The sequence below is a fragment of the Actinotignum timonense genome (assembly GCF_030216305.1).
GTDB classification, from domain to species: domain Bacteria; phylum Actinomycetota; class Actinomycetes; order Actinomycetales; family Actinomycetaceae; genus Actinotignum; species Actinotignum timonense_A.
This window is the reverse complement of sequence record NZ_JASOKT010000001.1, coordinates 375,865-391,805: the sequence shown is the minus strand read 5'-3', so window position 1 is coordinate 391,805 and position 15,941 is coordinate 375,865. Positions and strand designations below refer to the sequence as shown.

The following is a 15,941-nucleotide window of genomic DNA, read 5'->3' as shown; positions in this document are numbered from 1 at the left end:
TCGCGAAAAATCCCGGGAATTGCTGGGTGAAAAGTCAATAATAATAATTGCGTGCCTGGTAGCTGTGGCACTCTCGCTCACTTCTGGTAGTACGACGACGCCGCCAGCTGGCTGCCGCCCTTACCTGTCCGCATGATGGACCGGGGCGGGGGCGCCATCCGGGGTGGGCTAAGCTCACAGCTATGCAGCAGGATCTCAAGGTACAGGGTCAGGCCGGTGCGGCCTGGCGATGGTGGCGCGCCTAAGAAGCGTGCCCCTGCGGCGCAACCACGCCGCCCCAACCACCTGAGAGGAGAATCCCGTGCAACGGGACCTACCGCATTCACCTGAGCACCATGTCCCCGATGCCCTATCCACGCATCGCCGGCACTCCACCACACTCACTGTCTCCATCATGGCGCCTTCCGCCACGCCGGCTACTGGTGCCACGGCTGCCGCCATGGCTGCCTCCACCCGCGCCCAGCTGCGCTGCCGCTGGTGGAAAGCCGCCCGGGGGCGATGGCGCGCGGCGCTTAAGGTAGCGCCCCGGCCGCATTAGACCGCAGCCTACCCCGCGTAGAGCGCTGGCCCACTGTGCTTCCCTCAGCGCGGCCCGCTCAGTACCGCAGTCCACACAAGTTTTCCCAACGTACGGAGTTGTCATGATTAAAGAAGCCATTATTAAAGTTGTGTCCAAGCAGGATCTCACCTACGACGAGGCCTACACCGTTATGAACGAGATCATGGGCGGGGAAAGCACCCCCACCCAGACGGCAGCGTTCCTCGCCGCGCTTTCCACCAAGAACGCCCGGGCGGAAACCACTGATGAGATTTCCGGCTGCGCGACCGCGATGCGCGAGCACGCTGATTACTTCGAGGTTCCTTTCCCCACCCTGGAAATCGTGGGAACCGGCGGGGATAACGCCCACTCCTTCAACATTTCTACGACCTCGATGTTCGTGCTGGCCGCCGGGGGAGTCAAGGTATCCAAGCACGGCAACCGCGCCGCCTCCTCGCTTTCCGGTACCGCTGACTGCCTGGAAGCCCTTGGGGTGAATATCAACCAGGATCCGGATACCTGCCGGCGCCTCCTCGATGAAGTGGGCATGTGCTTCATGTTCGCCCAGCTCTACCACAAGTCCATGAAGAACGTGGGGGCGATCCGCAAGGAGCTCGGCTTCCGCACTGTTTTCAATATCCTCGGGCCGCTGACCAACCCGATTCATCCCGAATACCAGGTCCTCGGCGTTTACGATGAGTACCTCGTTGAGCCCCTCGCCCGCGTCCTCAATGACCTGGGTGTCCACCACGGCCTGGTGGTCTACGGCCAGGATAAGCTCGATGAGATTTCCCTCTCCGCCCCCACCACGGTCTGCGAAGTACGCAACGGAGAATACCGCACCTTCGAAATGTCCCCGGATGTGTTCGGCTTCAACCGGGCCACCCCGGCCGATATGCTCGGCGGCACCCCGGAAGAAAACGCCCAGATCACCCGCGATATCCTCTCCGGGAAGATCACCGGCCCCAAGCGTGACGTGGTCCAGCTCAATGCCGGTGCCGGCCTCTATATCGCCGGCAAGGCCCGCTCCATCGCCGCGGGCGTGGATATGGCCGGTGACCTCATTGACGACGGTAGTGCCTACCGCAAGATCGACGAATTCGTGGAGGCTTCGCGTGCCTAATATTTTGGAGCAGATCGCCGCCGCCACCCGGGAACGGGTGGCCCGCGATAAAGAACAGGTCCCCGCGGCTCGCATGCGCGAACTCGCCGAAGGGCTCGCCGCCGCCCCCGGCAGCGAACCCGGGAGCGACCCGGCCAGTTTCCCCTTCGAGGCCGCCCTGCGCGGCCCCGGGCTCGGCTTCATCTGCGAAGTGAAAAAAGCCTCGCCCTCCAAGGGAATCATCGCCGAAGATTTCCCATACCTCGATATCGCCCGCTCCTACGAAGCGGCCGGGGCGGAAGCCATGTCCGTGCTCACCGAACCGCAGTGGTTCCTCGGCTCGGATAGCTACCTGGAGGAGATCACCCGCACGGTTGCTACCCCCTGCCTGCGTAAAGATTTCGTGGTGGATTCCTACCAGATCTACCAGGCGAAAACGCTGGGGGCCAGCGCGGTGCTGCTCATCTGCTCGCTCCTGGATACCGCGACCCTGCGCGAGTACCTCCAGCTGGCGCATTCCCTCGGGCTATCCGCCCTGGTGGAAACCCACGACGCCGCGGAAATCGATTCCGCCCAGGAGGCCGGCGCCCGCATTATCGGAATCAACAACCGCAATCTCAAAGATTTTTCCGTTGATCTGGCCACCGCGGGCCAGTTGCGGGCCCGTATCGAGAGCACTGCGCTTGTCGTCGCCGAATCGGGGGTGCGCGGGGCCGCGGACGTGGAAGCGCTCGCGGCCGGCGGTGCCGACGCGGTGCTCGTGGGCGAGGCTCTCATGCGCAGCGCCGATAAAGTAGGAGTCCTGGCTCAGTGGCGCCAGGCCGCGGCGCGCGTCGTCGCCCCCGCACAGGAGAAAGAATAACCATGACCGAAGGACACACGATGGAAAGCTCCACCTCGGGAACCTCCACGCCGGAAACCGGCGCAACCGCGCGCCCGGGCCGTTTCGGCATCCACGGCGGGCAGTTCATCCCGGAAACTCTCATGCCGGCCATCGAAGAACTGGACGCCGCCTACCGGCACTACCGCGACGACCCGGAATTTAACGCCGAACTCACCGATCTTTTCAATAACTACGCGGGCCGGCCCTCCCTCCTCTACTACGCGGAGCGGATGACGCGCGACCTGGGCGGCGCGAAAATCTACCTCAAACGCGAGGACCTCAACCACACCGGCGCCCACAAAATCAATAACGTGCTCGGCCAGGCGCTGCTCGCGAAGAAAATGGGCAAAACCCGCCTCATCGCGGAAACCGGGGCCGGCCAGCACGGGGTCGCCACCGCCACCGCCGCCGCGCTTTTCAATATGGAATGCGTGGTGTTCATGGGGGAGGAAGATACCCGCCGCCAGGCCCTCAACGTGTACCGGATGCGCCTGCTGGGCGCGGATGTGGTCGCGGTGAAATCCGGGACCGGCACCCTCAAGGATGCCGCCAGCGAAGCCTTCCGCGAATGGACCGGGCGGGTGAGCGATACCCACTACTGCCTTGGCTCGGTTATGGGCCCGCATCCCTTCCCCACGATCGTGCGTGACTTCCAAGCGGTTATTTCCCGCGAGGCCCGCGCCCAGATCCTGGAAGCTGAGGGACGCCTGCCCGATGCGGTGATCGCCTGCGTGGGTGGGGGCTCGAACGCGGCCGGTTCTTTCTATAACTTTGTGAATGATGCGGGCGTGCGCCTCATTGGCGCGGAAGCGGCCGGGCGGGGTGTGGATACCCCGGATACCGCCGCGACCATCGCCACCGGCACCGAAGGCATTTTCCACGGCATGAAATCGTATTTCTGCCAGGATGAATTCGGGCAGATCGCCCCGGTGTACTCCATCTCGGCTGGCCTGGACTATCCGGGCATCGGCCCCGAACACGCCTACTGGCACGATATCGGGCGCGCGGAATACGTCCCGGTCACCGATGCGGAGGCAGTGGATGCTTTCGAATACCTTTCGCGCACCGAGGGGATCATTCCCGCGATTGAATCGGCGCACGCCCTCGCGCACGCCATGAAGATCGCCCCGGAAATGCCGGGCAAGATTATTATCGTCACGCTCTCGGGCCGCGGGGATAAGGACGTCGCGGCCATCGCGCGCTACCGGGGAGAAGATATCCATGACTAAACAGGTACCCATCGCCCGGGCTTTTTCCCGCGGCAAAGCTTTTATTCCGTTCTTCACCTGCGGGGATCCAGATTTAGGTACGACGGCGCACATCATCCGCGCGGCCGGCCGGGCCGGTGCAGATCTCATCGAATTCGGCGTGCCTTTCTCTGATCCGACCGCCGAGGGCCCGGTCATCCAGGCGTCCTCGGAGCGGGCGCTGCGCGGGGGAGCCACAACGGACAAAATTTTTGAGATGATCGACCAGGTGCGCCCGGATCTGGCGTGCCCCTTCGTCATCATGACCTACGCCAATGTGGTCTTCTCCTACGGCCCGGAGCGCTTCGCGCGCCGCTGCGCAGAAGTTGGGGTCTCCGGCGTGATCCTCCCCGATGTGCCTTTCGAAGAGAAGGGCGAATTCGAGGGAGCTTTGGCTGCGCATAACGTGGATCTTATTTCCCTCATCGCGCCTACCTCCGAGGATCGGATCGAGGCGATTGCGCGGGCCGCGCGCGGCTTCCTTTACGTGGTTTCCTCCATGGGAGTGACGGGCATGCGCTCGAATATCACCACCGATGTGGGGGCCATCGTGGAGAAAATCCGCTCGGTCACGGATACTCCCTGCGCGATTGGCTTCGGGATTTCTTCCCCGGAGCAGGCCGCGCGCATGGGGGCCCTCTCCGACGGGGTGATCGTGGGATCGGCCCTGGTTTCCCGGATTCACGAACTGGCGGCGGCCGGAAAGGGCGCGGAGCAGATCGCGGCGGATATCGCCGTCCGGGTGAGCGAGCTCAAGGGCGCGCTCGGCTAAACGCCGCGAAGGTGCCGGTGCGCGTTGCGGAGCGCAGGCTCCGCGTGCGCAGCGGCCGCGAGAAGATGGTGCGGTGAGCAACACGCCGAGCCCTCTTCCGCGGCCCGGCACCCATCGCGCGCCACCATGGAAGGGATGTTAACGTATTCGCGCCGCGTGGCGCTCGCCCTGGCCGTTATCCAGCCCGTGATCCTCACCTGGATCACGGTGGTACTCATCTGCCTGCTCGGATACACCCTCACCGCGGCCTCCCCGCTGCTCGGGGACGTAACCTGGCAGGGCGCGGCACGCCTGGGCGGCTCCCTGTGGCTGCTGGCCCTCGGCACGCCGCTGGTGACCGCGGGCGGGCATATCGGCCTCATGCCGCTGCTCCTGACCGCCCTCATCGCCTGGCTCACGGTGCGTTTCCTGCGCGCCATCGTGGTGGAAGACTGGTGGGACGTAGCCATCGCCACGCTGAGCGGAGCGGGCAGCGCCGGCGTGATCTGCCTGCTTTCCCTCCCGCAATCGTCCCTGCTCCACGCCCTCGTGGGCGGGGCAGTGCTCGGTTTCGCCGCCAGCCAATGCGCCTGGCTGGAGCGCCCGGCCTGGCCCGGGGTGGCTATCCTGGAACGCGGCTGGCGCCTCATCGCACCGCTGGCTGCCACCCTGGCCGCCGTGAGCCTCCTCCTGGTTCTTGCCGCGGTGGTGCTCGGCTTCGGGCGCGCCCAAGCCCTGCACGCCGCCTACCTCACCGACCTCACCGGCACGATTCTCTTCACCCTCACCCAGCTACTTTTCGCCCCCGCGCTCGCGGTATGGGCACTGGCCTACGTAACCGGCGCCGGTTTCACGGTGGGCAGCGGCGCGGTCTTTTCGGCCCTGGGCGGCAGTTTCGCCCCCATCCCGGGCCTTCCCGTTTTCGGCCTGCTGCCCGACCCGGCCCTGCGCCCGGCCTGGCTCCTCATCATCCCCATCCTCACAGGCCTGGTCTGGGGAATTATCCGCTCGCTGCGCCCGCGCGACTGGCTGAGCGCCGCGGTGGGCGCCCTGGAACTCCTGGTGCTCGTGGCCCTGGCCGGGCAATTCGCCACCGGCGGGATCGGCCCGGGCCGCATGCTCGAGGTCGGCACCCGCGCCCCGCTCCTCACCGGCTGCGTGGCGCTCACCGTGCTGCTACCCTTCGCGCTCGGCTACGGCGCGCGCGACTTCTGGACGTGGGTGCGCGCCTTGTGGGAGCGTTACCGGGTACGGCGCGCCCTGCGCCCCGCCCCACAGCAGAACGACGCCGCCGCCCACTCAGCAGCACCCACCGCCGCCACCGCGAAGCCCGGCGGCGATGCAGCGCCGGAGCAGGCGGCGGAGACCGCCGCAGTGCCGGGCGGGGAGAGCGCACTCACCGCCGATGCCAGCGCCACCGCGCCCACGGCTGCCACGGCGCCAGCCGCACCGGCGGTAACTGCACCAGCCGCACCGGCCGCCAGCCTGCACTCGGTTCCCACCGCCGCCACCGCCCCGGAACCAGCATCTTCCCAGCCCGCCGCCGCTGACTGGGAAGAGCGTGGGAAAAGTGAGGAAAAATAACAGGAGAGCTGGGCATAGAGTGAAATAACGGCGCGCGGAGGTGCCCGAGCGGCCTAAAATTTTGCCTATGCTTCAACCCAATACGCACGGGGCGCTCCTGGCTGCCGGCCTCTGCTCGCTGGCTTTCCTGGCGCTGGGGGTGCGCACCATCCCGCGTACCCGTCGCCTGGCTACCGCGATTCCGGTGCTTGCCATGGTGGTGGCAGCCGTATGCGGCGTCGTCGCTATTGGGGTGGGGATGAACCTCAACTTGCAGTACGCAAGCACGTGGAGCGATGTCAAAACCATTTTCACGAAAAGCGGCGGCAAGGCTTCCGTGACCGCGGTGACGAGCGAGCTACCCAAATACGCCGGGCAGTCCGGTGAGATTCCCATGCCGGAAGGCAAAGAGTGGAAAGCTGATTTCACCCCGGCCGGGCACGGGGTGGTGGGCACCGTTTTCCGCGGCCCCGAATCCGGCCTTGAGCTGCCCGTTTGGGTCTACCTGCCCCCGGATTATTCGCCGGAGCGCACCTACCGCGTGATCGTCATGATCCAGGGCTTCCCCTCGCAGACGGAGAAAATCCCGGGCGTGCTGGATTTGGAACATACGATGCCGGAGAGCGCGCCGGATACGATCATGGTGGTTCCCTCCCTCAATGTGGATAACCAACAGCCCGATTGCGTGGATCTATCCGGGCGGCCCGCGGTGGGTACCTGGGTGAATCGCGATATCGTGCAGATGGTGCGCAAGAATTTCTCGGTTTCCGCGGATCGGCGCGACTGGGCTATTGCCGGGGCCTCCTACGGGGGCTGGTGCGCGCCGGTGCTCGGCCTGTACAACCCGCAGACCTTCGCCTCGGTGATTTCCTTTTCCGGGTACAACGTGCCGGTTATCGGCCTGACCCAGGCCCCCGGCCTGCGCGAACAATTCACCGTCACCAACCTCATGAAAAAAGCGAGCTGGCCGCAGTCCATGTACTTCACCGGCACCCGCACCGATAACGACCCGGTGGAACTCGCGCGCGGCCTGGAGGAAGTCAAGAACCCGCGCCTGAAAACCACCGTGCACCTGGACCCGAACGGCGGGCACTCCTGGGACACCTGGAAAAAACAGCTGCCCGGGGCGCTGGACTGGTGGAATGGTGATCGGGCGGGCGGAGCGAAAAGCGTGGTGGCCACCCGCGGCTGGATGACCCAAAAAACAACCGTTGCCGGCGCCTACCTGGTCTTCGCGCTCTTGGCCGCGGGGAGCATTGTGCGCGGGCGGGCCCTGGTGCGCCGCCCCCGCTACGTGCCCCGGCACGCACTGCACACCCGCCGCCACGCCCTGCCGCGCGGCACAGGCCGCTACCGGATCCGGCGCTGGGCCTGGGTGAGCCTCACAGTGGCCTGGGGGATCGTGGCCCTGCTCCTCACCGTCAATCTCAAAACGCATACGGTCGAAGACATCCGCTTCATCGGCGCCTTCTTCCACCTCTTCACCATGTAGCGGCGGGTAGCTACGAGCAGCGGGCTATACTGGCTCACGTGAATGCGCACTTTTCCCACCCGGTGGTCTACTGGGCCTGCGCGGCCTGGATCGGCATCATCGTGGCCCTCGCCTTCCTCGCCGACCCGCGCGTGGCCATCCTCGCGCTCGCGGGCAGTTTCGTGATCCTCGCGGTGGCGCGCCTGACCCTGCCCACCGGCTACGTCCCCTCGGTGCGCTCGCGGATCACGGACGCCGCCACCCTCCTCCTCCTGGCCGCAGCCCTCTTTTTCCTCGCGCGTTTCGCCCTCACGCCCCCCGTTATTTAAGAACGACGCCGCAGCTCCTCGGCACGCCACCACGCAGGCGCTGCGCCGCCGCTGTGCCACCGTGCCCTTCCCGTGTTCGCTTGCCGCTTGTTTCTGAGACGCGGTGGGGCTGGTGGGCGCGGGCTCGTCCATACTGGTGGAGTGAGTCCCTTAGCTATGAACATTATCTGGGTTGTTGTTTTCACGCTGATCGGCGCGTTTTTCGCCGCTTCGGAAATCGCGCTGGTTTCCCTGCGGCAAACGCAGATCGACGAGATGGCGGAGAACTCCGCCTCCGGGAAAACGATCCAGCGCCTGACCGCGGATTCCAACCAGTTTCTTTCCGCAGTTCAGGTGGGCGTGACCCTGGCCGGGTTCTTCTCCGCCTCCTTCGGTGCGGCCTCCATCGCCCCGGAGATCGCGCCCACGTTCAGAGCTTGGGGGATGTCCGAAAACGGTGCCACCACCCTGGCTTTTGTGCTCACCACGCTCGTGATTTCCTATATTTCCATTGTGTTCGGGGAGCTAGTGCCCAAGCGCATCGCTCTGCAATCGGCGGAAACTATCTCCACGCTGGCCGCCCGGCCCCTCGCTTTTATCACCGCGGTGCTGCGCCCGGTCATCTGGTTCCTGGGCGTGAGCGTGAACGGGGTGCTGCGGCTGCTGCGCCGCGACCCGAAAGAGCAGCGCGAAGAAATGGGAGTTGCGGAGCTGCGCGCCTTCGTGGCCAGCCAGGAAACGATCGGCACCGAGGAACGCGATATGGTGGTCTCGATGCTGTCCGTTTCGGACCGCACCGTCCAGGAGGTCATGACGCCGCGCACCGAAGTGGAATTCCTAGACGCGGAACTTTCCCTAGACGAAGCACGGCCGCTCGTTACGGCCCTGGAACACTCGCGTTATCCGGTGCGCCGCGGTGGGAACGACGACGACGTGATCGGCTTTCTGCACATCCGCGATATGCTCGCTCCCGCTCCCACAGCTCAACGGGTGAGCGATTTAGTGCGCCCGGTGACGTTCTTCCCCACGGGTAAGGACGTGCTGGAAGCCCTCTCGGACCTGCGGAAAGCGCACGCTCATCTTGCCATCGTGGTGGATGAATACGGGGGCACGGACGGCATCGTCACCATTGAGGACGTGATGGAAGAATTCGTGGGCGAAATCCGCGATGAGTACGACCGTGAGGTGCCTAAGGTGCAGGTGCACGGGGGAGTGCGGGATATGGACGGGCTGTCCACCCGCCCTGAGGTGCTCAAAATGCTGGGGGTGGAGCTACCCGAGGGGCCTTTCGATACCCTGGCCGGCTATATCATCGCCCAGCTGGGGCGCATGCCGCAGGTGGGGGATTCCACTCGGCTGGGCGCGGTGGAGCTCACCGTGCAATCCCTGGACGGGCGGCGTATCGACCGGGTGCGGGTGGACCAGGTGACCGAATCGGAGGACATCGCTATGGCCCGGATGGAAGGCCATAGCGAGGCCGGGCGGTAGCCCGCCGCCGGATCACGCGGGTAGCCGAATCGCGCGGGAAGCAAGACTCGTTGGCATCGGACGTAAGCCCGCTGCCAACGGTCGCGGTGCCGTTGAATTCTGGATATACCTTCATGGAGCTACGTGCAGTCTTGCAACCTCGATGCGGAAAAGCTAAAAAATAGCATTTTTACAGGATGATATATGCTTCCGGTTTTCGCGACAGTGAAAATAATAGATCGAAATATTTTACTGCGGAGGCGTATCGATAACTAATTATTATGTATAAATCGACGGTGTATTCGGCAAGTAATCGAGCTATAGTGGGCGCGTTTCCGATCCGTTGAATTTTGGTTGCAAAAGGCGTTTCTACTCGAGACTTTAGTCACAAGTAGCTACCTGTTACCGCATAAATAAGCGGAAAAGTCTGACTACTACGTGGTTCGTGCTGGAATTATCCTGAACGTCACCCGTGGCGAAAACTGTAGAAATTAGCTAAGGTAAATCAAGAAAGCGACTATGCAGTCGTACTCATTCCTATTCCTTATTGAGCGTGAAAATGGTTTCGCGACGGGTATGGGAGATCTGCCTGTAACGGTATCAATTGGTGAGGGGTTAGTAGTGAAGCTGATCAAACGAGCGGCTGCCGTTATTGCCGCGCTTGCTGTTTTAGCGGGGGGGGGGGTAGCCGCTCCTAGCCTTGCGTCACCCGACACTTCCGATGGGGGAGAAACGCACGCAACGGAGCGCGCAGCAGGTATCCCTGTCGGTCCCAACCTCACCGCCACCTGGGATTCCACCACAAAAACACTCACCGTCGCTGGTCACGGCGAACTCAACCGTAAGCAGTGGGGGGACCTGAAAACGCAGCACTGTAACACTGGCGGAGAAACTGAGCCTCAAAAAATTGTATTTATTCCTAGTGGCGGCCAGGAGATTTTCTTCCCGGAAGTATCCAGTGGGTTATTTGAAAATTGTGTGGATGCGGATATTATTTTTCCGTCTCGGGGGATCAACACCAGCCGCGTCGAATCCATGTATGCAATGTTTTTAGGCGCTAGTAAAGCTAATCCTGATGTGAGTAATTGGGATACGCGAAATGTGCGGAACATGAAGCGTGTGTTTTTCGGCACGCAGCTAGCTAATCCGGATGTCTCAAAGTGGGATGTGTGAAACGTGGCGCGCTTTGATGGAATGTTTGCCAACACGGATTCTGCCGATCCAGACGTTTCTCGATGGGAGATTAGTCCACATGCACGACTTGGAGATATGTTCGCCCTTTCGAACGTTAGTATGATTGATATTACTAATTGGCCGGAACGGGCGGATAAATACTGGCGAATCCAATCCAAGCAGGAGGCCGCTACTTATTCCACGTATGGGCGTACGGCTGTTCGGCTAAGAGCTACGCAGTTTTATCAATTGCAGAGCATGCACGAAGTGATGAAGCTTCGTCCAGACGTTAAATTTGCCTTGTATGAGGAAGTGGGTGCTCCGAACCAATACAAACCGATCATTGGCGGCACTCGTCCTGGTGATGGCATTCTTGGTGAAGATGTAAATAAGCTCTTTTGCTTAGGGTGCGACCTTCGTGGATGGAAAAAAGATGCTATATACATCATCAAGCCTATCGATACTCAAGAAATTACCGTAAGCGCTAATCCGATAACTATTTACACTGACGAAGGCGTGCCGCGGTTGACGTATAGCGTTTCTCCGGCAGGGCTGGAAAACCAATTAGAAGGGGAGCTTGATACAACATATTCGAGCGGTGCTGGAGTGGGAGAATACCCAATTAGTTACGGCACGTTGCGTCTTAAGCGCCAAGCGATTGTCGACTATTCGCTGAAATTCGTTCCCGCGACGTTGACGGTAAAAGATAAACCTGCCCAGCCGAATCCGCAGGTGACTGCTACTAACTGGGTTGATGGTAGCAAGGACTGCAATACTCGGAAGGTTTCGCAGTCGCGCACGGTAACCACGACTCCGTATCGGTGGGATTCCGGTTCGCGCAAGTGGGTGCCTGATAATGCAGCCGCAACAAAAAAGACTGAGTCGCGTCAACGCGACATGAACGATGGCGAGCACCGTGCATGTACGCCGCAGCCGCCGGCCCAAGTCACGGCAACTAACTGGGTAGACGGTGCCAAGGACTGTAACACCCGCAAGGTTTCGCAGTCCCGGACGGTGACGACGACCCCGTATAAGTGGGACTCGGGCAAACGTCAGTGGGTTCTCGACACCTCCAAGGCGTCGAAGAAGACCGAGACCCGCCAGCGGGACATGAACGATGGCGAACATAAGGCGTGTAGCCCGCAGCCGCCGGCCCGAGTCACGGCGACGGATTGGGTTGATGGTGCCAAGGACTGCAATACCCGGAAAGTGACTCAGTCGCGTACCGTGACGACGACCCCGCACAGGTGGGATTCGGGTAAACGTCAGTGGGTTCTCGACACGAGCAAGGCGTCGCAGAAGACTGAAACCCGCCAGCGGGACATGAACGATGGCGAGCACAAGGCGTGTAGCCCGCAGCCGCCGGCCCATGTCACGGCAACAAACTGGGTTGATGGCGCAAAAGACTGCAACACCAGGAAGGTAACGCAGTCTCGCACGGTGACTACGACTCCGCATAAGTGGGATTCTTCCTCGCGGAAGTGGGTACCCGACAATTCAGCCGCAACTAAGAAGACCGAGACTCGCCAGCGGGATATGAATGACGGCGAGCATCGCGCGTGTACGCCGCAGCCGCCTGCCCAGGTGACGCATTCGAATTGGGTTGATGGCGCCAAAGACTGCAACACTCGAAAGGTTACGCAGTCCCGTACCGTGACCACGACCCCGTATAAGTGGGATTCTTCCTCGCGCAAGTGGGTTCTCGATACGAGCAAGTCTTCGAAGAAGACTGAGTCGCGTCAGCGGGATATGAATGATGGCGAGCATCGTGCATGTACGCCGCAACCGCCGGCCCAAGTCACGTCAACGAATTGGGTTGATGGCGCGAAGGACTGTAACGCTCGGAAGGTGTCGCAGTCCCGTACCGTGACGACAACGCCGTATAAGTGGGATGCGTCTGCGCGTAAGTGGGTGCCTGATACTTCCAAGGCGTCGAAGAAGACTGAGACGCGCCAGCGAGACATGAATGACGGCGAGCACCGTGCTTGTACGCCGCAGCCGAATCCGCAGGTGACTGCAACGGATTGGGTTGATGGGGCCAAGGATTGTAATACTCGTAAGGTTTCGCAGTCGCGTACGGTGACGACGACCCCGCATAAGTGGGATTCGTCCGCGCGTAAGTGGGTGCTTGATACCGGCAAGGCTTCGAAGAAGACTGAGACCCGGTCCCGGGATATGAATGACGGCGAGCATCGTGCATGTACGCCGCAGCCGAATCCGCAGGTGACTGCAACGAATTGGGTTGATGGGGCCAAGGATTGCAATACTCGTAAGGTTTCGCAGTCCCGGACGGTGACCACGACACCCCACAGGTGGGATTCTTCCTCGCGTAAGTGGGTTCTCGACACTTCCAAGGCGTCGCAGAAGACTGAGACTCGCCAGCGCGACATGAATGACGGCGAGCACCGTGCTTGTATGCCGCAGCCGAATCCACAGGTGACTGCAACGAATTGGGTTGATGGGGCGAAGGAATGCAACACCAGGAAGGTTAGCCAGTCCCGGATCGTGACCACGACCCCGTATAAGTGGGACTCGTCGAAGCGCCAGTGGGTGCCCGATAATGCCGCTGCAACTAAGAAGACCGAGACCCGGTCGCGCGACATGAACGATAACGAGCACCGGGAATGTACACCGCAGCCGCCGGCCCAAGTCACCTCAACTAACTGGGTTGATGGCGCAAAAGACTGCAACACCCGCAAGGTCACGCAGTCTCGCACGGTGACCACGACTCCGCATCGGTGGGATTCCGGTTCTCGTAAGTGGGTTCTCGACACTTCCAAGGCGTCGAAGAAGACCGAGACGCGCCAGCGGGACATGAACGATAACGAGCACAAGGCGTGTACTCCTCGGTTGCCGGTTCAAGTCACGTCAACGGATTGGGCAGACGGCGCCAAGGACTGCAACACCCGGAAGGTTACGCAGTCGCGTACGGTGACGACGACTCCGCCTAAGTGGGACTCCGGTAAGCGCCAGTGGGTCTTGGATACCGCGCAGGCTTCGAAGCGGACTGAGACGCGTGAGCGGGATATGGATGAGCGCGAGCTTGGGGAATGCGTGAATGTTGCCCTCACGGTTTCTAAAGACACCCTCACCGTGGTCAAAGGCCAACCGGTACTTGAGCCGCTCACCGTGGAGGCCACGTCGAGGACGGATGCGGGGCTGATCAGCCTGCAAACCGTGTGCGCACCGAAACATGACGGTCAGGCCGAGGGCGATCGCAATGCGCTGCCGGTGGGTGTGGAGTTGGTGCGCGTCAAGCAAGCACCGGATGGCGTTGAGCTCGCGGGGAGTGGTGCGCGGACGGTTGGTGAGGTGGATGGTAACGCCACCCAAGCCGACCTCGGCACGTATCGGTGTTGGGTGTATGCCACCAAACCCGGTATCACTATCGACCCGCTTACCGGTGCGGCTACGGGGCCGAACGCTGTGGAGGGCGTGGGGTGGGCACGCAAGCCTTTGACCGTGGAGGTTGTGCAGCCCGCGCTTCCGAAGACGGGTGGGGCTGGAATGAACCGCACGGCCGGCCTGGGTGCGCTCCTGATCGTGGGGGTCACCGGTGGCTGGTGGTGGGCTCAAACCCGACGTAAGAAGGGGGTGGGCCGCCGCGCGTGAACTATTGCGACCACCTCCACGCTCTCTCAATAAACCAAGAGGGCGCGTGGTCAAGCCAATAGGGAGACGAGCGCGGGCGTGTGGCCACGCAACAACTACCCGCGCGCCCTCGGTTCCCTGGCGAGATAGGTGGGACCAGCCCGGTTAGGGGCAGTTTTTCAACAAGTTCAACAACACATGCTGGGCGTGTGCCTGGCGTGTTGGTCAGTACTTCTTGTGGTGCTGAAATTATTGGGAAGGAAAAAATATGGCTCGTAAGAAGTCATTAAGAGCGTTGGTGGCGGCGTGTGCGCTGGCACTGACGGGAATGGGTATCGGGGCAGCTAACGCTGCACCTGGTAGTGATCCTGCTCCGGTTGCTCCGTGGGCGCAGGGTGCTCCCACAACGGGGTCGATTACGATCACGAAGCAGGAAGCAACCACCAAGAAGCCGGTTGCGGGAGCGAAGTTCACTGTTACCAAGGTTGAATCCATCAAGGGTGCGGCGCTCGGTGATATGAAGAAGATGAGCGATTGGGAGACCGTCGCAGGTTCAATCAACGAGCTCAACGCGAATCCGGGTAGTGCAGATGTTGCGCTGAGCACGGCCGTGACCTATGAACAGGAAACGACAGCCGATGGGACAGCTTCGTTCAAGAATCTGCCCCTTGGTCTGTACAAGATCGTGGAGTCTGAGGTACCGGCTGGGTATACCTCGGATATTAAGCCGTTCTTCATGACGGTCCCGGAAATCACCGGTACCTCGTCCGCTGACCAGAAGTTCACCTACGATGTTGCGGTTACTCCAAAGAATATGGACGCCCGCAACCTGGTGAGCAAGACTGGTGCTTTTGACAAGGTTGTGGGAGCGGGTGATGACATCTCCTACACCATCTCCGCGACCTTGAATAAGAAGGGCCCAATCAAGGGAACCGATATTAAGGACTTCGCGATCTTCGACGATGCTCCGACTAACGCCTACCAGAGCGTTAATGCGGATGCTGTTAAGTCCGTGAAGGTTAACGACACCGTGATCGAGGCTTCTCAGTACACCATTACCACCCCGACCGAGGGTGTGGAAGCGGATCGTACCCGTCTCCAGGTGAACTTCACGGAAGCCGGCCTGGCTACCATCGCGGCAGCTGCAACCGAAGCGAAGGCTCCGGTGGTGACTGTGGACCTCACCTTCACCCTCAAGGCTGACCTGGATGTCACTTCGGTTTCTAACAAGTTCGGTTTCATCCCCGGGCACTCGGATAGCGAGCCGACTCCCGGCCCGATTGTTCCCGAACCTGGCCCCGAGCCTGGACCGGAACCGGGCCCTGGTCCGACGCCGAATCCGTTCCCGACCATTGAGCTCTACGATTTCCAGATCGCCAAGACCAACGCTTCGGACGGCAAGCCGCTTGCGGGTGCGAAGTTCGTGGCCTTCGCCAGCAAGGATGACGCCCAGAAGTGCGTGGCCGAGAAAGACCGTAGCAATTGCTCCGGTGTTTCCAAGGGCTTCGGTACTAAGGAAACCGGTGCGGATGGTTTGACTCTGAAGTTTAAGGCGAAGAAGGGCTCTGCTTTCTACGTGGTTGAGGTTGAGGCCCCGGAGAAATTCATTCGCTCGGATGAGATCACCGAAGTCACCGTAACCGATAACGCCGGCCAGGTCTTCCAGACTGGGATTAAGAACGTGCCGACGAAGGATTCGGGTAAGTGGTTCGACCTGCCCAAGACCGGCGCTATCGGGGTGGGTATCTTCGCCCTCCTCGGCGCTGGCCTGGTGGCGAGCGGTGCGGTGACGCACCTGCGTTCGCGTAAAAACAACGCCTAAACGGGAAAACACTAACGGTTCAGGT

Annotated in this window: 11 protein-coding genes; all 11 read left to right on the top strand. The window is 61.6% G+C overall.

Annotated elements, in window-relative coordinates; translation table 11 throughout:
* The first annotated feature begins 641 nt into the window (after positions 1 to 641).
* The 11 genes from trpD (at position 642) to QP305_RS01655 (ending at position 15,916) form a co-directional block, all read left to right on the top strand.
* The gene (gene trpD, locus QP305_RS01705; RefSeq protein WP_101595402.1) at positions 642 to 1,661 is read left to right on the top strand and encodes an anthranilate phosphoribosyltransferase; all 1,020 of its coding nucleotides are present in this window, start codon (positions 642 to 644) and stop codon (positions 1,659 to 1,661) included.
* Positions 1,654 to 2,502, top strand: coding sequence for an indole-3-glycerol phosphate synthase TrpC (gene trpC, locus QP305_RS01700; protein WP_284903550.1), 849 nt, complete (start codon positions 1,654 to 1,656; stop codon positions 2,500 to 2,502). Before trpD ends, trpC begins: the two co-directional genes overlap by 8 nt.
* 2 nt (positions 2,503 to 2,504) lie before the next feature.
* On the top strand, positions 2,505 to 3,752 hold the full coding sequence (trpB, locus tag QP305_RS01695; protein WP_434736378.1) for a tryptophan synthase subunit beta: 1,248 nt from the start codon (positions 2,505 to 2,507) through the stop codon (positions 3,750 to 3,752).
* Positions 3,745 to 4,542, top strand: coding sequence for a tryptophan synthase subunit alpha (gene trpA, locus QP305_RS01690; protein WP_284903549.1), 798 nt, complete (start codon positions 3,745 to 3,747; stop codon positions 4,540 to 4,542). The genes trpB and trpA overlap by 8 nt, the downstream gene beginning before the upstream one ends.
* Before the next feature lie 135 nt (positions 4,543 to 4,677).
* Positions 4,678 to 6,105, top strand: a complete 1,428-nt coding sequence (locus QP305_RS01685) for a cell division protein PerM (protein WP_284903547.1) — start codon at positions 4,678 to 4,680, stop codon at positions 6,103 to 6,105.
* Positions 6,106 to 6,172: 67 nt separating this feature from the next.
* Positions 6,173 to 7,576 carry an alpha/beta hydrolase gene (locus QP305_RS01680; protein WP_284903545.1) on the top strand — a complete coding sequence of 468 codons (1,404 nt, stop codon included), beginning with the start codon at positions 6,173 to 6,175 and terminating at the stop codon, positions 7,574 to 7,576.
* Between the two features lie 38 nt (positions 7,577 to 7,614).
* Positions 7,615 to 7,884, top strand: a complete 270-nt coding sequence (locus QP305_RS01675) for a DUF3017 domain-containing protein (RefSeq protein WP_284903544.1) — start codon at positions 7,615 to 7,617, stop codon at positions 7,882 to 7,884.
* 141 nt (positions 7,885 to 8,025) lie between these two features.
* Positions 8,026 to 9,351 carry a hemolysin family protein gene (locus QP305_RS01670; protein ID WP_284903543.1) on the top strand — a complete coding sequence of 442 codons (1,326 nt, stop codon included), beginning with the start codon at positions 8,026 to 8,028 and terminating at the stop codon, positions 9,349 to 9,351.
* A gap of 498 nt (positions 9,352 to 9,849) precedes the next feature.
* Positions 9,850 to 10,503 carry a BspA family leucine-rich repeat surface protein gene (locus QP305_RS01665; protein ID WP_284903541.1) on the top strand — a complete coding sequence of 218 codons (654 nt, stop codon included), beginning with the start codon at positions 9,850 to 9,852 and terminating at the stop codon, positions 10,501 to 10,503.
* Positions 10,504 to 11,109: 606 nt separating this feature from the next.
* Entirely contained in the window at positions 11,110 to 14,115 is a 3,006-nt protein-coding gene (locus tag QP305_RS01660) for a hypothetical protein (protein ID WP_284903539.1), read from the top strand.
* Between the two features lie 247 nt (positions 14,116 to 14,362).
* Positions 14,363 to 15,916: a SpaH/EbpB family LPXTG-anchored major pilin gene (locus QP305_RS01655; protein WP_284903537.1), complete on the top strand. Its 1,554-nt coding sequence runs from the start codon at positions 14,363 to 14,365 to the stop codon at positions 15,914 to 15,916.
* The last annotated feature ends 25 nt before the right edge of the window (positions 15,917 to 15,941 follow it).

What these genes read in the sequence shown, in the direction of transcription:
- trpD (WP_101595402.1), top strand. Translation starts at nt 642, where the DNA reads ATGATTAAAGAAGCCATTATTAAAGTTGTGTCCAAGCAGGATCTCACC.
- trpB (WP_434736378.1), top strand. Translation starts at nt 2,505, where the DNA reads ATGACCGAAGGACACACGATGGAAAGCTCCACCTCGGGAACCTCCACG.
- trpA (WP_284903549.1), top strand. Translation starts at nt 3,745, where the DNA reads ATGACTAAACAGGTACCCATCGCCCGGGCTTTTTCCCGCGGCAAAGCT.
- QP305_RS01685 (WP_284903547.1), top strand. Translation starts at nt 4,678, where the DNA reads ATGTTAACGTATTCGCGCCGCGTGGCGCTCGCCCTGGCCGTTATCCAG.
- QP305_RS01680 (WP_284903545.1), top strand. Translation starts at nt 6,173, where the DNA reads ATGCTTCAACCCAATACGCACGGGGCGCTCCTGGCTGCCGGCCTCTGC.
- QP305_RS01665 (WP_284903541.1), top strand. Translation starts at nt 9,850, where the DNA reads ATGCAGTCGTACTCATTCCTATTCCTTATTGAGCGTGAAAATGGTTTC.
- QP305_RS01655 (WP_284903537.1), top strand. Translation starts at nt 14,363, where the DNA reads ATGGCTCGTAAGAAGTCATTAAGAGCGTTGGTGGCGGCGTGTGCGCTG.